Raw genomic sequence first — 21,136 nt, 5'->3', positions numbered from 1 at the left:
ACGCGCGGTGTTATTGCGTTGCCGGCCCCGGTGACGATCAGGAGATGAAATGACTGAGGAGCGCGTCGAGCATCTGCTCGCCGAGGTACAGGACGAGTTCGGCGTGATTCGCGTGCTGGAAGTGGCCGATTACCGTTTTCTCGAGTTCGGTGATGCCATCGAGCAAAGCTGCGTGTTCACGGCCGACCCGAGCTGGCTCGAGTACGACTACACCCGGGCGATGCTGATCGGAGCGCTGTGCCACCAGCAACCGGAAAGTGCGCTGTTTCTCGGCCTCGGCGCCGGGACGCTGACTCAGGCTTGCCTCAAGTTCCTGCCGCTGGAAGATGTCGAAGCCATCGAGCTGCGCCCGGATGTACCGCGCCTGGCCATTGAATATCTGGGGCTGGATGACGATCCGCGCCTGTACATCCGTGTTGGCGATGCGCTGGAGCTGCTGGACACCGCTGAGTCGGCGGACCTGATTTTCGTCGACCTTTATACCGACGTCGGGCCGGGTGTCGGTCATCTGGCCTGGAGCTTTCTGGAAAACTGCCAGAAGCGATTGAATCCGGGGGGCTGGCTGGTCATCAATCAGTGGGCTACCGACGATGGCAAACCCCTGGGCGCCGCCTTGTTGCGCGGTTTATACCACCGACATTACTGGGAGCTGCCGGTGAAGGAGGGCAACGTGATTCTGATCGTGCCGTCGGAGCTGGACCAGGAACTGGACATGGACGGCCTGATCGCCCGCGCCGAAACGCTGGCGCCGCGGTTAGGGTATTCGCTGGACTCGTTGATCAAGTGCATTCGCCCGGCCACCTGAGGAGCACAGATTCCCCTGTAGGAGCTGCCGAAGGCTGCGATCTTTGAAGATCAAAAGATCGCAGCCTTCGGCAGCTCCTACGCAGACTTTCAGCAACCTTTGAACACTCCGGGCCGTCGCTCCACCATCGACCGCACACCTTCCTTGACGTCCTCGCTGGCCATCAACTTCTTGACCAGCAGCGGCAACGCCTTTGCCGCCGCGGTTTCCCCTTCATATCGGGCCTGTCGCGCCGACATCAGTGTCGCCTGAACCCCAAGCGGTGCCTGGCGGGCGATCCGTTCGGCCAGTTCAATCGCCCGGGGCAGCAAGTCCTCGCTGGCCATGACCTCCTGCACCAGGCCCAGGTGCAAGGCATCACGGGCGTCGAATTCGTCACCGGTCAACAACCAGCGCATGGCGTTCCCCCAACCGGCGACTTGATGCAGGCGCAGGGTCGCACCGCCGAACGGGAAGATTCCCCGTTGCACTTCCATTTGTGCAAACCGGGTATTGCTGGCGCACAGGTTGATGTCGGCGGCCAGCATCAATTCGATGCCGATGGTCAGGCAGTAGCCTTGGGCGGCGACGATCACCGGTTTGCTGACCCTGGGGCCTGCGAACACCGCCCACGGATCACAGCCGCCGGGCGGAACCTGCCAGCCATCTGCCAGTGTGACGCTGGCATTGACCAGGTCGAGCCCGGCGGTGAAGTGCTCGCCATGAGCGAACACCACCGCCACCCGCGCCTCGCTGTCGGCTTCGAACTCGCCATAGGCCAGGCTCAACGCGTTGAGCAGGTCGAGATCGAAGGCATTGCGCTTGGCCACCCGATCCAGACCGATCAGGAACACGTGGCCATGCCGTTCGCGGCTGACTCGACTGGAGCTGGGCTGATTCATGGAGCGATCCTCGGGGTGGGAAGGGCGTGCCGGACCGGCGGTCTGCACGGCAAAGGGTGAACCGTTTTAGCGCCATCACCCGCAAGGCCGGGCCTTTGAAAAGTAGACGGCTGACCGATTATTCGCAAAGCCTGTGACACAACGGCGTATCCGGTGGATTTCCGATAAAAAAAGCTCCCTTTTTGGGCAAATTCCGGTATAGTGCGCGCCGGCCTTTAGCCGGGCCGCGTTTAGGTAGAGCAATTCCCCGAAGCCAGCTTCGGCTGCACGTCCGTACTGCGGACTCTCCCTTGACGATTCTTTTCATTCATTCGTTTTCGCAAATCCCCGCCGACAAAGCTGCCAGGGCGACTCTTGAGTCTCAACACGGCACGCGCAGCTTTGGAGCATGGGTCTTTGCGGATGCACTTAGAGGCAGACCCATGACCCAGGAAACCGGCGGCTTCGCCGCTTTTAATCTTAATCCGAATATTCTTGCAGCCGTCACCGCGACTGGCTACGAAGAGCCATCGGCTATTCAGCAGCAATCGATCCCGATCATCATGGCCGGTCACGACATGATTGGTCAGGCGCAAACCGGTACGGGTAAAACCGCTGCGTTCGCCCTGCCAATCCTGCATCGCATCGATCCTGCAAAGCGCGAACCGCAAGCCCTGATCCTGGCACCAACTCGTGAGTTGGCGCTACAAGTTGCAACCGCTTTCGAAACCTACGCCAAGCAAATGCCGGGCGTAACTGTTGTGGCTGTCTACGGCGGCGCGCCGATGGGCCCACAGCTGAAAGCAATCCGTAATGGCGCACAGATCGTTGTCGCCACTCCGGGCCGTCTGTGCGACCACCTGCGTCGCGACGAAAAAGTACTGGCGACCGTGAACCACCTGGTTCTCGACGAAGCCGACGAAATGCTCAAGCTGGGTTTCATGGACGACCTGGAAGTTATCTTCAAGGCTCTGCCTGCAACCCGTCAGACCGTATTGTTCTCGGCCACCTTGCCGCAGTCGATCCGCGCCATTGCCGAACGCCACCTGTGCGATCCGCAACACGTGAAGATCCAGACCAAGACCCAGACCGTTACCGCGATCGAGCAGGCTCACCTGCTGGTTCACGCTGACCAGAAGACTTCGGCCGTTCTCAGCTTGCTGGAAGTGGAAGATTTCGACGCCCTGATCATGTTCGTGCGTACCAAGCAAGCGACCCTGGATCTGGCCAGTGCCCTGGAAGCCAAAGGCTACAAAGCCGCTGCGCTGAACGGTGACATCGCCCAGAACCAGCGTGAGCGCGTGATCGATTCCCTCAAGGATGGCCGTCTGGACATCGTTGTGGCGACCGACGTTGCTGCTCGTGGCCTGGACGTTCCGCGCATCACTCACGTGTTCAACGTTGACATGCCGTACGACCCGGAGTCCTACGTTCACCGTATCGGCCGTACCGGCCGTGCCGGTCGCGAAGGTCGTGCGCTGCTGCTGGTGACTCCGCGTGAGCGCCGCATGCTGCAAGTGATCGAGCGTGTAACCGGTCAAAAGGTTGCTGAAGTTCGCCTGCCGGACGCTCAAGCCGTTCTGGATGCGCGCATCAAGAAACTGACCAACAGCCTGTCGCCGCTGGTGGCCGAGGCCGAATCGACTCACGGTGATCTGCTTGATCGCCTGACCGCCGACATCGGTTGCAGCCCGCGTGCCCTGGCCGCAGCCCTGCTGCGCAAGGCAACCAACGGTCAAGCGCTGAACCTGGCCGCTATCGAGAAAGAACGTCCACTGGTGCCGAACAATGCACCGCGTGGCGATCGTCCAGAGCGTTCCGGTGATCGTCCTGAGCGTGGCGACCGCGAGCGTCGTGCTCCGATGCCACTGGGCGAAGGCCGTGCACGTTGCCGTACCGCGCTGGGCGCGCGTGATGGTATCGCTGCCAAGAACCTGCTGGGCGCCATCCTCAACGAAGGTGGCCTGGCGCGTGAAGCGATCGGTCGCATCCAGGTGCGTGACAGCTTCAGCCTCGTCGAGTTGCCGGAAGATGGTCTGGAGAAGTTGCTGACCAAGCTGAAGGACACTCGCGTTGCCGGCAAGCAGTTGAAGCTGCGTCGCTACCGCGAAGATTGATCCGCTCTCGGGCTGATTGATCGAACATGAAAAATCCCCGACTGGTTCGGGGATTTTTTATGCCTGTAAAAAAGATCGCAGCCTGCGGCAGCTCCTACATGGGATCACATTCCTCCGTAGGAGCTGCCGAAGGCTCGGGCCGCGTTCGGACGATCTTTTGCCTTATTGGCTAACCGAAGCGATAGATGTCCATGCCCAATGCCCCCATGGTGAACCCCTGATGGGCAACGCTGAACGGCCCCCCGGCAGCGCGGGCAAAATACAACGGCAACAAGTGCTCATCACTCGGATGATTGCGTACAGCGTTTGGCGCCTGCGCGCGATAGTCGTGCAGCGCGTCTTCGTCGTTCGCGGCGAGTTTTTCGATCATCCAGTCGCGAAATGCCCGGGCCCAGGGTTCAACGCTCTCGGGGCCGGCATGCCAGTCCAGTTCCCGCAGGTTGTGAGTGATGCTGCCGGAGCCGATCAGCAGCACGCCATGCTCGCGCAGGCTGGCCAGCGCGTGACCAACACGGGTCTGCAGGGCGGGACCGCCACGGGTGGGCAATGAAACCTGGACAATCGGGATGTCTGCCTGCGGGTACATCAGCGATAAAGGCACCCAGACGCCATGGTCGAAAGGTCGATTGCTGTCGATACGTGCTGCAAAGCCAGCGGTTTTCAGTAATTCGGCAACCTCTGCGGCGAGTCGTGGATCGCCGGGGGCCGGGTACTGGACTTCGAACAGGGCTTTGGGAAAGCCACCGAAGTCATGCCAGGTTTCCGGTTGTGGATTGCCGCTGACCAGCAGCTCATTGCTTTCCCAGTGTGCGGAAACAATCACAATGGCCTTGGGCTTCGGTAATTCGGCGGCCAGGCGGGCGAGTGCCGGCCCGCTGGCGCCGGGTTCCAGGGCGAGCATGGGGGAGCCGTGGGATATGTACAGGCTGGGGAACATGAATGAGCTCCTGAGAGTTAAGATGCAACATCTTCAGTCAGATCATTAATCTAAATCTAATATAAGTTTTAGGGTGTTTTGATCGAATTTTCGGGGTTATTTATGCAGCCGGAGTTTTGGCACAAGAAGTGGGCGGCGAACCAGATCGGCTTTCACCTGCCACAGGTGAACCCTTATCTGAAACGGTTCTGGCCAGCGTTGAGCCTTGAAGAAGGCGCGCGCGTGCTGGTGCCGTTATGTGGAAAAAGCCTGGATCTGCTATGGCTCGCCCATCAAGGCCATGAGGTCTTGGGAGTCGAACTGTCGGAAAAAGCCGTCGAGGAGTTTTTCAGCGAACATGGCTTTGATCCGGCCGTTAGCGAGCAGGGGCCGTTCAAGGTTTATCGGGCAGGTTCCATTGAGCTGTGGTGCGGCGATTTCTTCGAGCTGACGGCAGGCGACGTTGCCGATTGCTCCGCGCTTTATGATCGCGCGGCGTTGATCGCGTTGCCGGCGCAAATGCGCGAGCGCTACGCCGCCCATTTGAAGCGGATTCTGCCGAAGGAGTCCCTTGGCCTGATGATTACCCTGGATTACGACCAGGCGCAAATGCCCGGTCCGCCGTTTGCCGTACTCGATGAAGAGGTGCGACGGTTGTTCGGGGACTCATGGGCGCTGAAGATCCTGGAAGATCAGGATGTGTTGAGCGAGAGCGGGAAATTCCTGGAGGCGGGTGTCACGCGGCTGGAGGAGCGTGTGTATCGGGTTTCCAGTCGGTAGGAACGGTTAGCAGTACTGGCCTCTTCGCGAGCAAGTCGAATCGTCGCACCGCCGCTCCCACATTTGACCGCGATTCCCTGTGGGAGCGGGCTTGCCCACGAAGAGGCCCTGAAAAGCACTGACGCTTTTGAACAGGCAAAAAAAGGCCCGCATCGCTGCGGGCCTTTTCATTTTTGCTGTGAAGTCTCTTAGCCCCGACGACGAGCCAGAGCGTCGATACGCTCTTCCAGTGGCGGGTGGCTCATGAACATGCGGGCGAACCCTTGCTTGATGCCACCGTTAATGCCGAAGGCGTTCAGGGTGTCGGGCATGTGCACCGGCAGGCCTTGTTCCGCCCGCAGGCGTTGCAGGGCGCCAATCATCGCGGCGGTGCCGGCCAGGTTTGCACCGGCTTCGTCGGCACGGAATTCGCGCTTGCGCGAGAACCACATGACGATGGCGCTGGCCAGGATGCCGAGAACAAGTTCGGCGAAGATGGTTGCCACGTAGTAGGCAATGCCTTGGCCTTCTTCGTTCTTGAAGATCACCTTGTCGACGAAATTGCCGATGATTCGTGCGAAGAACATCACGAAGGTGTTCACCACGCCCTGGATCAATGCCAGGGTAACCATGTCGCCATTGGCTACGTGGCCGATTTCGTGGGCCAGGACGGCTTTCACTTCATCCGGCGAGAAGCGCTCGAGCAAACCCTGGCTGACCGCGACCAACGCGTCGTTCTTGTTCCAGCCGGTGGCGAAGGCGTTCGCCTCGTAGGCCGGGAAGATACCGACTTCGGGCATCTTGATCCCGGCTTCGCGGGACAATTGCTCGACGGTTTGCAGCAGCCATTGCTCGTGACGGGTACGTGGCTGGGTGATGATCTGGGTGCTGGTGCTCATCTTCGCCATCCACTTGGAGATGAACAGCGAGAACAGGGAACCGGCGAAACCAAAGACCGCACAGAAAATCAGCAGCTGATTGAGGTTGAGATCAACCCCATTGGCCGCCATGAACCCGTTGAAGCCGAAAAGGCTCAGGGTGATGCTGGCAATCAGCACGACCGCCAGGTTAGTGGCCAAGAACAGCAGGATGCGCATCATGGTTGTAGAAATCTCCTCAAGCTAAAGATGTAGCGTACTGCGGGGTATATAAGGTGCTGCACCGGGGTATTCAACCGGGTGACTATTTCAAACTGTGTCCTACGGCAACAGTCTAGCTGCTTGCAGGGCATTTCCGACAAGTGTGCAGGAAGTGTTTGTCAGTCAATTCGTGCCGAAGGCCCAGCCTTTGTTAGGCGTGGGCAGGCAAGGGGCTGTCCGGTAGCGACAAAGCGACGGCCAGTGGCCCAATGCAAATAAATGTTGCCGGATGAATCACCGTGCGACGTTCGGGGGCATCGCACGGTGACGGACCGCTTACTGGCGGTAGGACTTGAGGAAGCCGCCGATGCGTCCGATGGCCATCTCCAGGTCATCGACACGGGGCAGGGTCACGACGCGGAAGTGGTCTGGCCATGGCCAGTTGAAGGCGGTGCCTTGAACCACAAGCAGCTTCTCGGAGAGCAGCAGGTCGAGGACGAACTTTTCGTCGTTATGGATCGGGCAAACCTTGGGGTCGATCCGCGGGAATGCATACAGCGCGCCCATCGGCTTGACGCAGCTCACGCCCGGAATGTCGTTGAGCAACTCCCAGGTGCGGTTGCGTTGCTCCAGCAGGCGGCCCTGGGGCAGTACCAGGTCGTTGATGCTCTGATAGCCACCCAGGGCGGTCTGGATTGCATGCTGGCTCGGCACGTTGGCGCACAGGCGCATGTTCGCCAGCATGTCGATGCCTTCGATGTAGCTCTGGGCGTGGTGTTTCGGTCCGGAAATGGCGATCCAGCCGGAACGGAAACCGGCCACGCGATAGGACTTGGACAGGCCGTTGAAGGTCAGGCACAGCAGGTCAGGCGCCAGGGAGGCGGTGCAGATGTGCACGGCGTCGTCGTAGAGGATCTTGTCGTAGATCTCGTCGGAGAACACCACCAGGTTGTGCTGGCGGGCCAGTTCCAGCATGCCCAGCAGCACTTCCTTCGAATACACCGCGCCGGTCGGGTTATTCGGGTTGATGATCACCAGGGCCTTGGTGTTCGGGGTGATCTTGGCCTTGATGTCAGCCAGGTCCGGCCACCAGTTGGCTTGCTCGTCGCACAGGTAATGCACCGGATTGCCGCCGGACAGGCTCACGGCTGCGGTCCACAATGGATAGTCCGGCGCTGGCACCAGCACTTCGTCGCCATTGTTGAGCAGCGCCTGCATCGACATTACGATCAGTTCGGATACGCCGTTGCCCAGATAGATGTCTTCAATGCCGACGCCTTCCACCTGCTTTTGCTGGTAGTACTGCATCACGGCCTTGCGCGCACTGAACAGGCCCTTGGAATCACTGTAGCCCTGGGCGGTCGGCAGGTTGCGGATCACGTCCTGGAGGATTTCATCCGGTGCTTCGAAACCAAAAGGCGCCGGGTTGCCGATGTTCAGCTTGAGGATGCGATGACCTTCCTCTTCCAGGCGCTTGGCGTGCTTGAGCACCGGGCCGCGAATGTCGTAGCAGACGTTGGCGAGCTTGTTCGATTTGCTGACCTGCATGGCGATGTGTTCCCGAAAATGAACGATCCAGACGGTGTTTGGGCAACCGTGCTGGGAATCCTGCGTATTCACACAGGCCTGACGCCTTGAGATGCAGCACCCATATTTCCGTTTGAATGCGCGTGGTCTGGCTGCCAGACTGGCGTTTGACGAGGCGCAATCATACGTGCCGCCCGATCCGTGGAAAAGGTACAGATCGGGCTTTTTCAGCCGCTGAGGTGTGATGATGGAAAAGTTGGAAAAAACCCTGGAAGAATGGAAGGCGATGCTCGACCCGGAGCAGTACAACGTGTGCCGCCTCAAAGGCACCGAACGTCCGTTTTCCGGCAAATACAACGCCACCAAGACCGACGGTATCTACCACTGCATCTGCTGCAGCGAGCCACTGTTCGACTCCAGGACCAAGTTCGATTCCGGCTGCGGCTGGCCGAGTTTCTACGCGCCGATCGGCGACAGCGCCATGACCGAAATCCGTGATGTCAGCCACGGCATGATCCGCACCGAAGTGGTCTGCGCCAAATGCGACGCGCACCTGGGGCATGTATTCCCTGATGGTCCGCCGCCGACAGGCCTGCGTTATTGCATCAATTCGGTATGCCTGGACCTGGTGCCCCGCGAGTAATGCGAGCCCCGTAGGAGCTGCCGAAGGCTGCGATCTTTTGATTCTTGGCCTCAAGAAAGACCAGGTCAAAAGATCGTCCGAACGCGGCCCGAACCTTCGGCAGCTTCTACAGTTGGTCAGTGTTTTGATTAATTAAATTGCACACAATTAAATTGCTAGCTATTTTGTTGTTTCTTCCATTCGTTCGGAACCTCAAACATGAGCGACAACCTGCTGAGCATCCCTTGCACCACGATCAAGGGCGAGCAAAAGACCCTGGCGGATTTCGCCGGCAAGGCCGTGCTGGTGGTCAACACGGCCAGCAAGTGCGGTTTCACTCCGCAGTACAAGGGCCTGGAAGAGTTGTGGCAGACCTACAAGGACCAGGGTCTGGTGGTGCTCGGATTTCCCTGCAACCAGTTCGGCAAGCAAGAGCCGGGCAATGAAGGGGCGATCTCCGAGTTCTGCGAGTTGAACTTCGGTGTCAGCTTCCCGCTGTTCAAAAAGATCGACGTCAACGGTGCCGATGCCCATCCGCTGTTCGTGCAATTGAAAAAGCGCGCACCGGGGGTGCTGGGTTCCCAGGGCATCAAGTGGAACTTCACCAAATTTCTGATTGGCAAGGACGGGCAACTGGTCAAGCGCTTCGCTCCGGCGACCAAGCCGCAGGACCTGACCCGCGAGATCGAAGCCCTGCTCAAATGAATACCTTGTCAGTCGATTCCCTGAAGCTCGACAGCCAGTTGTGTTTTAAGCTGTACGCGGCTTCCCGGGCGGTGATTCGCGCCTACAAGCCAATGCTCGATCAGTTGGGCCTGACTTACCCTCAGTACCTGGCGATGCTGGTGTTGTGGGAGTGGCAGGAAGCGGCCCCGGAGCAACCGACCGTCAAGGCATTGGGCGAGCGTCTGGCCCTGGATTCCGGCACGCTGACACCCTTGCTCAAGCGCCTGGAACAACTGCAACTGGTGCAACGCCAGCGTTCGGCGCGCGATGAGCGTGAAGTGCACCTGAGCCTGTCGCCAGCCGGCGCGGCCTTGCGTGACCAGGTCGGGCCACTCAAGGCGCGCCTGTTGTGCGACAGCGGGGTCGATCTGAATCGTCTCAACGAATTGCGCGATGGCCTCGATCACCTGTTGGGGCAGATCAAGGCGTTGTCGTAGCGGGGATCCACAGGTCCAGCAGGGCGGCCAGTTCTTCGCGCCGAAAGGGTTTGGCCAGGTAGTCGCTCATGCCCGCGGCACGACAGCGTTCACGCTCCTCCGACATGGCGTTGGCCGTCAGGGCAACAATGGGCAGTTGGGGCCAGCGTCCGTTGCGGCGGATTTGCCGGCTGGCTTCATAGCCGTCCATCACCGGCATGTTGCAGTCCATCAGCACCAGGTCGAAATCCCGTTGTTCGAGTTGGTCCAGGGCCTCGCCGCCATGAGCCGCGGTGGTGACCTCACAGCCGAGTTTGCCGAGCATGCCCTTGGCCACCAACTGATTGACCGGGTTGTCTTCCACCAACAGCACTCGTCCGCGGCGTAGCGGGCATTGAGTGTCGAGCCTGGCCTCATTGATCGGGTGGGTTTGCGGTTGCAGGATCCGCTGCAACGTCTGAAGCAGCGTACTGCGGGCCAAGGGGCGGGCCTGTTGTTGCAGGGGGGCGAGGGCGCTGGCCTCTTCGCTGGGCATGAAGTTGCCGTAAGCGGTGATCAGCAGGATCGGCGCGCTGAGGGTGGGGCGCAAATTGAACAGGCATTCGGGGCAGTCGGTGATGAGCACGTCGGCTGTCAGGCCAAACAGTGGGTCATCCATCGAACGCCGCTCATAGTCCAGCCCCCAGACAGGCAACAGGCTGTTCAACAGTTCCCCCAGACCGCTGCTGGCGGCAGTGATGGCAATGACCTTGCCCTTGAGCGAAACAGCAGGCATTGCGCGAGTATGACTGGGCAAAGGCAAGTCTGCGCAGAACTGGCTGCCAAACCCAGCCTCGGAACTGATCGTCAGGCGTCCTTGCATGGCTTCGCAAAGGTTGTAGGTCAGGGCCAGGCCCAGCCCGGTGCCGCCAAACTGACGGGTAATACCGGCGCCGGCCTGGGTGAAAGGCTGGAGGATCTTGACCTGGGCATCCTGGGGGATGCCGATGCCGGTGTCGCACACTTCGATCCTGACGCCGTCGCCGAACGTCGACAGGCGCACGTCGACCCGCCCGAAACGGGTGAACTTGAGGGCGTTGGACAGCAGGTTACTGACGATCTGCCGCACCCGGGTCGGATCGCCGAGCACCAGTGCCGGGAAATGCGGATCGATCAGGCAGGTCAGTTCGACGCTGGGGGCGGCGTTCTGCGACAACAGGTTGGCGGTGTCTTCGATCAGCGAACCGAGGTCGAAGGGGATGTGTTCGAGTTCGAGTTGGCCGGCATCGAACTTCGACAAATCGAGAATATCGTTGAGCAATTCCACCAGCACTTTGCCCGAGTCATGGGCGATAGACAGTTGCTGCTGTTGTTCGGCATTCAGCGGCCCGTCGAGTGACAGCGCGATCATCCCGAGCAAGCCATTGAGAGGCGTGCGGATTTCATGGCTCATGTTGGCCAGGAACACCGAGCGGGCTTCGGCCATGTCGAGGGCGGTACTGCGGGCGGCTTCCAGTTCCTCGTTGGATTGGCTCAACCGCGCGTTGATCGCCTTGAGTTCGGCAGTGCGGGCCGAGACGATATTTTCCAGTTGGCCGAGGTATTCGGTCAGGCGGTTTTCCGCGTTGCGCCGCTGCTGGATTTCGGTGGCGATGTTCTTGAATTGCTGGTTGGCAACCTTGACCAGCACGCCAATTTCATCGTTGGCGTGTCCGGTGGGACACTCCAGTGAGGTCGATTCGGTGCTGCCCGGGTCGCGACCGCTGAGTTCACGGATGACTCGCACCAGGGGTTTGGTCAGCATCACATAGAACAGCGCCAGCAGGATGCCGGACAGCAGCAGGCTGCGGGCGAAGCCATTGATCAGGGTCACTTCGGCCCGGCGCAGGAATCGGTCGCCGAAGGCGTAAGTATCGACGTTCAGCCGCAGCGTACCCAGGGATTCGTTGGGCATATGATCCAGGTAAAGCCGGTCTTCGAACTGTCGGTTGGCGCCGAACAGGAAGTCACTGAGCATCCGGTAACCGTTTTCCACACCGGGTCGCTTGACGTTGGCCAGAACGGTACCGTTGTTGTCGGTCAGTTTTGCGCCGATGATCGCTGGCGAGCGCAGCAGGCCCAGGGTCAGTTCCTTGGCGAGTTCGGCGTCGATGTTGTAGGCGATTCGCGAGGCCGGGTTGTGGCTGATTTCCAGCAATGAAAGGATTTCACGATTGATGGAGGCGTCTTCACTGGCATAATCGATGCCTATTTGCAGCAGGCTGAGCAGCGTGCCCAGAATGAAACCGACCAGCACAGTAAGCCGGGCTTGCTTGAATGACAGCCGGTTGGTGAATTTGATGTCCATGAGGGGGTGAACCACTTCGGTTTCCTTTCGCTGCTCAAGCATAGTCGATCATGCATGCCTGCTGATGTTCTCGCGAGGCTTGTACTGCGGGGGCCGCCGCTTGCGTGACGCTGTGTTTCGTCGCTGTATCACCATCATTACTGTGAACGTGCCTGAGGAGAAGTCGTGGATTCCCGATTGAATGCTTTTCTTGAACGCGCCGATGCCGTTCTGGCCCGTATCGAGCCGTTGCTGCCGGCCCCCCGGCCAGCCATCGACTGGACCCAATGCCTGGCCGCGCGCTGGCAGCGCGAGTCGCGCGGCGGTTATCTGATGCCGCTGGAGGTCAGCCTCGACATGCGTTTGTCGGACCTGATCGGCGTCGACCGGCAAGTCGAGCAGCTTGGGCGCAATACCCAACAGTTTCTCGACGGCATGCCGGCCAACCACGCCTTGCTCTGGGGCTCACGCGGCACCGGCAAGTCGTCGCTGGTGCGCGCCTTGCTGGCTGAGCACGCTCAAGCCGGATTGCGCTTGATCGAGATTGAACGTGATCACCTGGCAGACCTGCCGCGAGTGGTCGAACAGATCGGCAAACTGCCTCAGCGTTTCGTGTTGTTTTGCGATGACCTCTCGTTCGAGTCGGGCGAGGGTGATTACCGAGTGCTCAAGAGTGTCCTCGATGGCTCGCTGGAACAGGCGCCGGACAACGTTTTGCTGTACGCCACGTCCAACCGTCGCCACCTGGTGCCGGAAAAGGAAAGTGACAACGAAAACTGGAAACGGGTCGACGGCGAACTGCATCCGAGCGAGGCGGTGGAAGACAAGATCGCGCTGTCGGACCGCTTCGGCCTGTGGCTGTCGTTCTATCCGTTTACCCAGGAACACTTCCTCGACGTCGTCGAGCACTGGATCGGCCAGTTGGCCGGCAAGGCCGGACTGGCGTGGCAGCGCACCGAGGAACTGGACATCCTGGCGGTACGCTGGGCCACCGGCCGAGGCAATCGCAATGGGCGTTGCGCCTATCAATTTGCTCGTTATTGGGTCGGGCTGAAACTGTTGGAGCACAAGGCATGATCGATTTACAAAAGAGCGGCCAGGGCCTCGAAGGCTACGGCATGCTGCACGCACAGCTGGAGTCATTGCTGGCGGACGAGCGGGATTTTATCGCCAATGCCGCACAATTCTCGGCGTTTCTGTTCAATCAACTCGATGACTTGAACTGGGCCGGTTTCTACCTCAACCGTCATGAAGAGCTGGTGCTGGGCCCGTTTCAGGGGCAGATCGCTTGCGTACGGATTCCGTTCGGCCGTGGCGTTTGCGGGACGGCGGCAGCCACCCTGCAGACTCAACGAGTCGAAGATGTGCACGCGTTCCCCGGTCACATTGCCTGCGACAGCGCCTCGAACAGCGAACTGGTGGTGCCGTTGGTCAAAGACGGCCGATTGATCGGCGTGCTTGACCTCGACAGTCCGAAACTTGCGCGTTTCACCGCGCAGGACCAAGCCGGGATCGAACAGCTGGCGGCGATTTTCCTGCGCCTGACCGACTGCTGATCAAGACGCCAGGCCGGCCTTGGCCAGCAGGCCGGAGGCGTCCACCGCATCGATCTGCCCGGGGTCGAGGAAGCGCCTGGCGTACTGCAAATAGATCCGTGCCTTGATGAACAGCCCGAACAGCTGCGGGTCTATGTGGGCATCACGGCACATGAACGCCATGATGCTCAGCGCCTCGCTCAGGGTCTTGGCTTTTTTGTATGGGCGGTCGGCGGCCGTCAAGGCTTCGAAAATATCGGCAATCGCCATCATCCGCGCCGGCAGGCTCATCTCTTCTCGCTTCAAGCGTTTCGGATACCCGCTGCCGTCCATTTTTTCGTGATGCCCGCCGGCTATTTCCGCGACGCTGCGCAAGTGCCCGGGGAATGGCAGATGGTTGAGCATCTGGATCGTCTGAACGATGTGGTTATTGATGACATAACGCTCCTCGCTCGTCAGTGTGCCCCGGACGATGCTCAGGTTGTACAGCTCGCCGCGGTTGTATTTGTGGGGCGGAACGTCGAGCTTGAAGCCCAGGGGATTGTCTTGCGGTATCACTTCGTTTTCGCTGCGTTCGAACAGGTGCTCGGGTTTGTCCGCCAGTAAGGGTTCGCTGACGGGCAGGGCTGGGGCAGGCGTTCGGGCCTGACGCCGGTTTTCTTCCCAGGACACGCCCAATCGGTCATCCAGGGTCCGGGTCCAGGTGCGTTCAGCCAGGCGGCGCAGGCGTTGCAGATCAGCGTCGGCCATGGCTTCGCCGCCGAGATTGCAACGGGCCACAAAGGCGAAATCATCATCCAGTCCGGCCAGGCTGGTATTGCGCAGTTCCGCCAGCGCTCGCTCGTCACCGCCCAGGGCAATGGCCTGCCAGTAGCTGATCCAGGCATCGCGCTTGAGCACCTCGAAGCGGGTACGGATCTCGTGGATGCGATCGGTCAGGGTTTCCAGTTTCGTGGCTTTGTCGACAACGTATTCCGGCGTGGTGACCTTGCCGCAATCGTGCAGCCAGGCGGCGATGTGCAGTGCCTCCCATTCATCTTCGGTTGGCTGATAAGCGCTGAAGGCGGGCTCCTGGCTGTCTGCCGCCGCTTGGGCAAGCATCAGGGTCAGTTCCGGCACCCGCTGGCAATGGCCGCCGGTGTAGGGGCTTTTGGCGTCGATGGCGCCGGCCAGCAGTTGAATGAAGGCGTCCAGCAGCTGTTTTTGCCGGGCTTGCAGGCGCTGGCTTTCGATACACACGGCAGCCGCGCCGGACACCGCCTGGAGAAACGCAATGCGGTCCGGCCGCAGTTTGTCCAGATCGCTCTGCTCGCCGCTGTCGGCCAACAGCAACACCAGCAGACCCACGGTTTCGTTGTGGCGATTGTGCAGGCGGATTCCGATCAGATGGACCCGGGGGCTTTCCAGCGAGAGCAGGATTTTCCGCAGATCATCTGCCTGCTCGAAACCCAGGTTGCTGACGACAGTGTCGACGTTGGCCAACTGGTGCAGCCATGGGGGGCTTTGCGGGTTCTTGAGCGAGTGTCCGCGGATGTCGAAGGCTTGCAGGTTCTCGGCGGTGTTGTTGATCACCAGTCCGTGAGGTTCCATGTGCTCGCCATCACCTTCGCGCAGATAGATCAGGCCGGCCTGGGCCTGACCGATTTTCACGGTTTCAAACAACACCCGTTCCAGCAGTGGGGCGAAGCGGGTTTCGGCGCTGAGGCTGTCTGTGATCTGGAAGAAGCTTGCCAGGGTGTCTTTCATCCGTGCCATCGACACACTCAGCTGGTCGACTTCGAGCACTGGCGAGCGACGGGAAAGCGGAAAATTGAAATCGAAGCTGCGAATCGCATCGGCCTCCTGCACCAGGGCGCGCAAGGGCTTGACCAGGACTCTCGACGTCAGCCAACCCAGGGGCACGCATAACAGCAGGATTGCCAGGGTAATGAGCGCACCTTGCCAGCGCATCCGGTACGCGTCGACGAGCAACTCGTCCTCCGGTACCAGCAGCGCCAGTTGCAGTCCTTGGGGGCCGCCTTCCTGCATGCTGCTGCGGGCCACGATCCACTGCCGGCCGCTGGCGTTCAGGTGACTGCCCTGAGGGGGACTGTTGAGCAACGCACCCAGGCTGGGGCTCAGGTCCGCCGCCTTGATCAGGCGGGACGTCTGATCATCGATGATCAGCCTGCGGCTGTCGGGGTAGGCAATGGCATTGCCTTGGGCATCGAACAGCACGATTTCGGTGTTGGGGGTCACGACGTGCTTGGCCAGGGTCGCGCTGAGTTCAGCCAGGGTCAGGTCAGCGGCCAGGATTGCCTTGTCGCCGCTGCGTCGTGCCAGTGTCGTGCCGATGTTGTGGGTGGAAAAGAAAATATAGGGTTCGGTGGTGATCTGGTCATTGTCGCCGCGGGCGCTGGTAAACCAGGCGCGGTCGCGTGGGTCGTACGTATCGTTCAGGTTGTCCTGACGGCTGACAAGTACCAGGTTCCGGTCGAAAAACAATGACTGGGAGCGGGCCTGGCCGCTGCTGTCGTGCTCGATGCTCCAGACCTGGTAAACCGCCGTGTCCGGTGCCTTGACCAGGGCTTTGACCGCTGGGGTGCGCAGCGGGCGGACCATGAAAAAGTCACCATTGTCGTAGCCCAGGTACAGCGAAGCCAGGTTGGGGTTGTCCTCGAGTGACTGGCTGAACGGTTCGAGCAGTGCCAGGCGTTGTTCCAGATCAGGGGACTGGCCCGCCGGATTGAGTGCCAGCAGGCTCAACAGATGACGAATGGGGTCATAGGTCGCGTGCAGGTCCAGCCGGACATCCTGCTCAATGCGGTTGAAGAGTTTTTCACTGCTGGACAAGATGATCTGTGTGGTTTGCCGGTAGTTGAAAAGCCCCAGGGCAGTCCCGGTCAGTAACAGTAGAAGGGTGAACATCACGCTGATATGGACATGCAGCGGAAACCGGCGTGGATCCGTGCGCAGTGGGTCAGGCATTGCGGGTTTCTCCAGGATGGTCAACACACTGCCGAGGGGCCAAGCATAGTTAAGGCTCTGGCATTTTGCCTTCGTCGTAATGCTCGATCTGACGTAGCAACGCGTCCTCCAGTTCGAGCATGGCACGCTCCATGGCTTTGCAGCATCCGGCCACTTTTTCGCGATCGAAATCCTCATGGCAGGCGGCTTCGAGTGCCTCGCAGCAGTCAATCAGGCGGGAGGCCTGTACGATCCGGGCCGCACCTTTGATTTTGTGGGCAATGTCCCGTAGCGCCTGGGTATCCCCGGAGCTGGATAACGACAGTAGCGTTGGCAGGTCCTGGCGGTTGCTGCTGACCAACTCGTTCAGCAATCGTCGGTTCAACATCGGGTTGCCCCCGGTCAGCTGTTTCAAACCGTGAAGGCTGAACGCCGGAGCTGCCTGGCCGGGTTCTATGCCTTGCACCCATTGTCCCAAGGCCCCGAGGCTGAGGGGTTTGAACAGGCAGTCGTTCATTCCGGCCTGTTTGCAGCGTTTTATTTCTTCCGGTTGAGCGTTGGCGGTAAAGCCGAGAACGGTGCAGGGAGGGCGATGGAGTTGGCGTTCATGCTGGCGAATGGCGCGGGCCAACTGGTAACCGTTCATGACCGGCATGTTGCAATCGGCGATCACCAGATCAAAAGGCTGATCTCTCCATGCCTCCAATCCTTCCTGCCCATCGGACGCGACGGTAAATCGATGCCCAAGAAACTCCAACTGCTGGCACATGAGCAATCGATTGGCCGAGTGATCGTCGACTACCAGAACATTCAATGGGGTTATGGCGACGACAACTTGGGTTTCGACCGCTTGGATCGACTGTTGCAGCGGCAACGTTTCCAGTTGCAACAACACCTCCACTTGGGTGCCGATGCCCGGCTCGCTGCGCAATTGCAGGCTACCGCCCATCATCTCGCAGAGATTGCGGCTGATCACCAGCCCCAGTCCTGCGCCTCCCCTGGCCGATTGCATGGCATGGTCAGCCTGAGCGAAGGGTTCGAACAGGCGTTGTTGATCCTGCTTGCTGATCCCGATGCCACTGTCGTGAACCTGCACCCGCATTTGCACACGCTCAGGTTGCGTAGCCGGGTGCAGTTCGACAATGATCCGGACCTGGCCTTGTTCGGTAAACTTGATGGCATTGCTGATCAGGTTGGACAGCACCTGCTTGAAACGCAATGGGTCCAGCAACACATCGAAGGTCGTATTTGCCGATGAAAACTCCAGCACCAGTTCGAGTTCCTTCTGTCGGGCCAGGCCTTCGAAAATTCGTACGACCGAGGTCACAAGTTCACCCGGATTGACCCGCTCCGGGCTCAGGCTCAAGCGTCCTGATTCGATTCTGGCGATGTCGAGAATGTCGCCGATCAATTCCAGCAACCCTTTCGCCGAGTTGTACGCGACATCGATGGCCGGACGCTCCGGGTGCTGATGATCAAGACGCTTGAGTGTCAGTTCAAGCATGCCGATGATTGCATTCATCGGCGTACGGATCTCATGGCTCATCGTGGCCAGAAACGTGCTTTTGGCCCGGTTGGCGTTATCGGCGCGTTCTTTCGCGCAACGCAGATCATCAAGCAGTTGCCGCCGTTCACTGATGTCGATCCAGCCACCGATAATGCCTTGCACTTTTGCGCTGGAATCCCGATAGGGAAGAATCCAGTGATAGATCGTCAGCCGCCGGCCACCAATGTGCAGTTCGCGATCGACGATCAATGGTCTGCCTTCGGCCACTACGCGCTGGTAGTCGGCCTGGTACTCCCGGGCTTCGAACACATTGCTCATCGATCCCTGCATGACGCTTTTGCCGATGACATCTTCACGCCGGGCGCAGAACGCTTGCAGGTAACTGTCGTTGCAACTTTGCAGCAGCCCCTGGCGATCACGCACGTAGATCGGATGGGGCGTGCCATTGACCAGTGATCGCATGAACTCGAACTGATCGTTCAGCGCACGTTCGGCGGCCTTGCGTTGCTTGATCTGGCGTCGCATGTAGTCGTTCCACGCAATGGAAATCAGCAATAGCACGCCGGCACCGATGACGATTTGGTAGAACAGTCTTTGATAGTTGCGCCAGGTGCTTTGCGAGGATGCCGAATAGCCGCGCCAGCGACTGTTGATGATGCCCAGTTCTTCCGGCGAGATGCTCAGCAACGCCTTGTCGAGAATGGCGTTCAGCTCTTTGGCGTCCAGAGCGGTGGCAAGGGAAAACGCCGCCTGCTCAGTGCCGATGGCGGTGCTGATTTGCAATGTGTGCTCGAACAGCCGCGAGGAAATGAAGTAATTGGCAATGACCAGTGAGTTCACTGCGCCCTCTGCCTGGCCCTCGGCGAGTAACTCTACGGCACTGAAGGCGTCCGGGGTTTCGATCAACTTGATCCGGGGAAACTCTCTGCGCAGGTAATCCATGATTGGATTGCCGCGGGCAATGGCCAGGCGCTTGTCCTGTAACTGCGCGAGGTTGGCCGGGCTGTCTCCGGCTTTGCGGGTCAGCAGGACGTAGGAGTTTTCCAGAAAGGGGCGGGTAAAGTTCAGTTGAGATTGACGTTGGGCGCTGGGGAGTAATGCGGCGATCACATCGACCTTGTTGTCCTTGATCTGTTTGATCATCTCTTCATCGCTTCGACTGCGCCGGATATCAAAGCGCAAGCCGGTGCGCAGCCTGATCAGCTCAAGCAAATCCGCGGTGACCCCACGAAAATTGCCATTGCTATCGAAAAATGTCAGTGGCGCAAAAGCTTCGTTGACAACAACGCGCACAATCGGGTGGTGGCTCAGCCAGCGTTCTTCCCGCTCAGTGAGTTGCAGCTTTTGATCGGTCAGCAGAATGTCGCTGCCGGCGCTCCAGCGTTTGGCGATGTTTTCTCGTTCACTGGAGGGGATGGCTGTGATCATCGCGTTGATGATGCCGAGTAGTTCGGGATTGTTCCGGTTGACGGCGAAGCTGAAACCAAAGGCTTCATGTTTGCCGAAGTTGGCCATGCGGATGTTGTTCAGGTACCCCTTGTTGATCATGTAGTGAGTTGAAATGGTGTCTCCGAGGAACACGTCCGCCTGATCGAAAGCAACGGCATTGATCGCATTCTGGTAGGACGGATAGGACGTGATGATCGCCTTCGGGTACAACGCCTTGACTTCCGCCAGTGGCAAGTAGTGATACACCATGCTCAGGCGCAATCCGGCCAGGCCATCAGTGAGGGATCGGGTTTCCCCTTCGCGGGTCACCAATACGGGTTGGTCGACGGCATAGGGTATGGACAATGCAATGTCGGCGTTGCCAGCTTCGAATCCATTGGCGGTGCCGAGCAGATCGACTTCACCGTTCTCCAGCGCAGTGATCGCGGCCCCTCGGGAATCGAAACGCTGAACCGTGACGGGCAGACCGGTTACTTTTTCCAGGAGACCGGCGTAATCAGCGGTAAACCCTTCATAGTCCCGACCACTGGTGGTCAGGTCGAATGGTGGATAGTCCGGGGCCGACGTACCGAGCGTCAGCTGTGTTTTTTGTGTTATCCATTGTCGCTGGGATTCATCCAGCCGAACCTCCAGCGCTCCGACCTTCGAGCGGCTGAGCAGCGTGTAGTTTTCATTGCCCGGTGCGCCGAACAACGTGGTGCTCACGCATAGACCTGCGGTCAGTTGAATCAGATAGACCTTCAAACGGCTGGGCATCCAGGTTCTCACACGAGTGCGTTACGTTTAGCCATCTCGATCAGTTCAACCAGGGATTTGGCTTTGAGTTTCTGCATGAGGCGCTTTTTGTAGGTGCTCACGGTCTTGTTACTCAGAAACATGCCCTTGGCGATTTCCTTATTTGTGCGACCTTGGGCAAAAAGTTGCAATACCATCAGTTCCCGGTCATTTACCGACTTGAATAGTTCCAGTTCAATGCAGCGTGTTTCATCTCCGCGGACGGGGTTCAAGGCTTCGCTCGGGAAATAGTTGTAACCTGCAAATACCGCTCTTATGGCGCTGACCAGTTCACTGATGTCCTCTTGTTTGCAGACATAGCCTGATGCACCTGACTGCATGCAACGAATACCGAAAAGTGTCGGGCATTGTGCTGTCAGCACCAGTGTTTTAAGAGGGGTGTTCATTGCATTGAATCGGGATAGCACTTCCAGGCCATCCAGTTTTGGAATGCTGATGTCGAGAATGACCAGGTCCGGCATGCATTCGCGAACCATCTGCATGGCGTCGACCCCATTGTCAGTTTCGCCGACGACTTTGTAACCTTCATGTTCCAGTAACATTCGAACGGCAAGGCGGATAACCGGGTGATCGTCGACAATAAAAACGGAGTTCATAATCAAGTCCCATGCGAGCTCAAATAAAGCGCGCACCATAGCTCAGATACTTGAAGGGGCGCATGAACTGACTGTCCTGTAGCAGCAATATAGGAAAAATCCTACATATTAAAAAGAATAGGACTACGTATTAACTAGGTTTCTTATTAGGAAGGCTGAAAATAGTCCGATGTGCG

At 59.1% G+C, this 21,136-nt stretch carries 16 protein-coding genes; 8 read left to right on the top strand and 8 right to left on the bottom strand.

Annotation, left to right across the window (positions count from 1 at the left end; translation table 11 throughout):
- Positions 1-49 precede the first annotated feature (49 nt).
- Positions 50-805 (top strand): spermidine synthase, encoded by a 756-nt coding sequence (locus ACM6IT_RS06345; RefSeq protein ID WP_414914985.1) that lies wholly within the window; start codon positions 50-52, stop codon positions 803-805.
- 89 nt (positions 806-894) lie between these two features.
- Here ACM6IT_RS06345 and ACM6IT_RS06340 read toward each other — a convergent pair whose 3' ends face one another.
- Positions 895-1,686 carry a crotonase/enoyl-CoA hydratase family protein gene (locus ACM6IT_RS06340; protein WP_056727102.1) on the bottom strand — a complete coding sequence of 264 codons (792 nt, stop codon included), beginning with the start codon at positions 1,684-1,686 and terminating at the stop codon, positions 895-897.
- A 422-nt stretch (positions 1,687-2,108) separates the two neighbouring features.
- On the opposite strand from ACM6IT_RS06340, the gene ACM6IT_RS06335 reads away from it, so the two are divergent.
- Positions 2,109-3,782: a DEAD/DEAH box helicase gene (locus ACM6IT_RS06335; protein WP_414917716.1), complete on the top strand. Its 1,674-nt coding sequence runs from the start codon at positions 2,109-2,111 to the stop codon at positions 3,780-3,782.
- Positions 3,783-3,951: 169 nt separating this feature from the next.
- Here ACM6IT_RS06335 and ACM6IT_RS06330 read toward each other — a convergent pair whose 3' ends face one another.
- On the bottom strand, positions 3,952-4,719 hold the full coding sequence (locus ACM6IT_RS06330) for a DODA-type extradiol aromatic ring-opening family dioxygenase (RefSeq protein WP_056727100.1): 768 nt from the start codon (positions 4,717-4,719) through the stop codon (positions 3,952-3,954).
- Positions 4,720-4,821: 102 nt separating this feature from the next.
- Between ACM6IT_RS06330 and ACM6IT_RS06325 the strand changes: the two genes are divergently transcribed.
- On the top strand, positions 4,822-5,478 hold the full coding sequence (locus ACM6IT_RS06325) for a thiopurine S-methyltransferase (RefSeq protein ID WP_056727099.1): 657 nt from the start codon (positions 4,822-4,824) through the stop codon (positions 5,476-5,478).
- Between the two features lie 188 nt (positions 5,479-5,666).
- Here ACM6IT_RS06325 and htpX read toward each other — a convergent pair whose 3' ends face one another.
- Together htpX and ACM6IT_RS06315 are read right to left on the bottom strand one after the other, a co-directional pair.
- Entirely contained in the window at positions 5,667-6,557 is an 891-nt protein-coding gene (htpX, locus tag ACM6IT_RS06320; protein ID WP_007973520.1) for a protease HtpX, read from the bottom strand.
- A 315-nt stretch (positions 6,558-6,872) separates the two neighbouring features.
- On the bottom strand, positions 6,873-8,084 hold the full coding sequence (locus tag ACM6IT_RS06315; protein ID WP_007973513.1) for a pyridoxal phosphate-dependent aminotransferase: 1,212 nt from the start codon (positions 8,082-8,084) through the stop codon (positions 6,873-6,875).
- Positions 8,085-8,310: 226 nt separating this feature from the next.
- On the opposite strand from ACM6IT_RS06315, the gene msrB reads away from it, so the two are divergent.
- The 3 genes from msrB (at position 8,311) to ACM6IT_RS06300 (ending at position 9,848) form a co-directional block, all read left to right on the top strand.
- Complete coding sequence (gene msrB / locus ACM6IT_RS06310) at positions 8,311-8,706, top strand: peptide-methionine (R)-S-oxide reductase MsrB (protein WP_046043423.1); 396 nt, start codon at positions 8,311-8,313, stop codon at positions 8,704-8,706.
- A 198-nt stretch (positions 8,707-8,904) separates the two neighbouring features.
- Positions 8,905-9,390, top strand: coding sequence for a glutathione peroxidase (locus ACM6IT_RS06305; RefSeq protein ID WP_056727098.1), 486 nt, complete (start codon positions 8,905-8,907; stop codon positions 9,388-9,390).
- Positions 9,387-9,848: a MarR family winged helix-turn-helix transcriptional regulator gene (locus ACM6IT_RS06300; RefSeq protein ID WP_223541075.1), complete on the top strand. Its 462-nt coding sequence runs from the start codon at positions 9,387-9,389 to the stop codon at positions 9,846-9,848. Before ACM6IT_RS06305 ends, ACM6IT_RS06300 begins: the two co-directional genes overlap by 4 nt.
- On the opposite strand, the gene ACM6IT_RS06295 is transcribed toward ACM6IT_RS06300, so the two are convergent.
- The gene (locus ACM6IT_RS06295; RefSeq protein ID WP_056727096.1) at positions 9,832-12,195 is read right to left on the bottom strand and encodes a response regulator; all 2,364 of its coding nucleotides are present in this window, start codon (positions 12,193-12,195) and stop codon (positions 9,832-9,834) included. The two genes, ACM6IT_RS06300 and ACM6IT_RS06295, sit on opposite strands and share 17 nt — an antisense overlap.
- A gap of 123 nt (positions 12,196-12,318) precedes the next feature.
- Between ACM6IT_RS06295 and ACM6IT_RS06290 the strand changes: the two genes are divergently transcribed.
- Together ACM6IT_RS06290 and ACM6IT_RS06285 are read left to right on the top strand one after the other, a co-directional pair.
- Positions 12,319-13,209: an ATP-binding protein gene (locus ACM6IT_RS06290; RefSeq protein ID WP_095944936.1), complete on the top strand. Its 891-nt coding sequence runs from the start codon at positions 12,319-12,321 to the stop codon at positions 13,207-13,209.
- Entirely contained in the window at positions 13,206-13,688 is a 483-nt protein-coding gene (locus ACM6IT_RS06285) for a GAF domain-containing protein (RefSeq protein WP_414914987.1), read from the top strand. The genes ACM6IT_RS06290 and ACM6IT_RS06285 overlap by 4 nt, the downstream gene beginning before the upstream one ends.
- Here ACM6IT_RS06285 and ACM6IT_RS06280 read toward each other — a convergent pair whose 3' ends face one another.
- Genes ACM6IT_RS06280 through ACM6IT_RS06270 form a run of 3 tightly spaced genes read right to left on the bottom strand, consistent with a single transcriptional unit; the run spans position 13,689 to position 20,960 of the window.
- On the bottom strand, positions 13,689-16,634 hold the full coding sequence (locus ACM6IT_RS06280; RefSeq protein WP_414917715.1) for an HD domain-containing phosphohydrolase: 2,946 nt from the start codon (positions 16,632-16,634) through the stop codon (positions 13,689-13,691). It lies immediately after the preceding gene.
- Positions 16,635-16,683: 49 nt separating this feature from the next.
- Complete coding sequence (locus ACM6IT_RS06275; protein ID WP_414917714.1) at positions 16,684-20,325, bottom strand: transporter substrate-binding domain-containing protein; 3,642 nt, start codon at positions 20,323-20,325, stop codon at positions 16,684-16,686.
- A gap of 8 nt (positions 20,326-20,333) precedes the next feature.
- Complete coding sequence (locus tag ACM6IT_RS06270; RefSeq protein WP_056727435.1) at positions 20,334-20,960, bottom strand: response regulator transcription factor; 627 nt, start codon at positions 20,958-20,960, stop codon at positions 20,334-20,336.
- Between the last annotated feature and the right edge of the window lie 176 nt (positions 20,961-21,136).

The sequence above is a fragment of the Pseudomonas sp. IT-P4 genome (assembly GCF_949767755.1).
GTDB lineage: Bacteria > Pseudomonadota > Gammaproteobacteria > Pseudomonadales > Pseudomonadaceae > Aquipseudomonas > Aquipseudomonas monachiensis.
This window is presented reverse-complemented; position numbering and strand designations above follow the sequence as displayed.

Excerpts from the sequence above, each read along its gene's own strand:
- ACM6IT_RS06345 (WP_414914985.1), top strand. The coding sequence starts at position 50 with ATGACTGAGGAGCGCGTCGAGCATCTGCTCGCCGAGGTACAGGACGAG.
- ACM6IT_RS06340 (WP_056727102.1), bottom strand. The coding sequence starts at position 1,686 with ATGAATCAGCCCAGCTCCAGTCGAGTCAGCCGCGAACGGCATGGCCAC.
- ACM6IT_RS06335 (WP_414917716.1), top strand. The coding sequence starts at position 2,109 with ATGACCCAGGAAACCGGCGGCTTCGCCGCTTTTAATCTTAATCCGAAT.
- ACM6IT_RS06330 (WP_056727100.1), bottom strand. The coding sequence starts at position 4,719 with ATGTTCCCCAGCCTGTACATATCCCACGGCTCCCCCATGCTCGCCCTG.
- ACM6IT_RS06325 (WP_056727099.1), top strand. The coding sequence starts at position 4,822 with ATGCAGCCGGAGTTTTGGCACAAGAAGTGGGCGGCGAACCAGATCGGC.
- htpX (WP_007973520.1), bottom strand. The coding sequence starts at position 6,557 with ATGATGCGCATCCTGCTGTTCTTGGCCACTAACCTGGCGGTCGTGCTG.
- ACM6IT_RS06315 (WP_007973513.1), bottom strand. The coding sequence starts at position 8,084 with ATGCAGGTCAGCAAATCGAACAAGCTCGCCAACGTCTGCTACGACATT.
- msrB (WP_046043423.1), top strand. The coding sequence starts at position 8,311 with ATGGAAAAGTTGGAAAAAACCCTGGAAGAATGGAAGGCGATGCTCGAC.
- ACM6IT_RS06305 (WP_056727098.1), top strand. The coding sequence starts at position 8,905 with ATGAGCGACAACCTGCTGAGCATCCCTTGCACCACGATCAAGGGCGAG.
- ACM6IT_RS06300 (WP_223541075.1), top strand. The coding sequence starts at position 9,387 with ATGAATACCTTGTCAGTCGATTCCCTGAAGCTCGACAGCCAGTTGTGT.
- ACM6IT_RS06295 (WP_056727096.1), bottom strand. The coding sequence starts at position 12,195 with ATGCTTGAGCAGCGAAAGGAAACCGAAGTGGTTCACCCCCTCATGGAC.
- ACM6IT_RS06285 (WP_414914987.1), top strand. The coding sequence starts at position 13,206 with ATGATCGATTTACAAAAGAGCGGCCAGGGCCTCGAAGGCTACGGCATG.
- ACM6IT_RS06280 (WP_414917715.1), bottom strand. The coding sequence starts at position 16,634 with ATGCCTGACCCACTGCGCACGGATCCACGCCGGTTTCCGCTGCATGTC.
- ACM6IT_RS06275 (WP_414917714.1), bottom strand. The coding sequence starts at position 20,325 with ATGCCCAGCCGTTTGAAGGTCTATCTGATTCAACTGACCGCAGGTCTA.
- ACM6IT_RS06270 (WP_056727435.1), bottom strand. The coding sequence starts at position 20,960 with ATGAACTCCGTTTTTATTGTCGACGATCACCCGGTTATCCGCCTTGCC.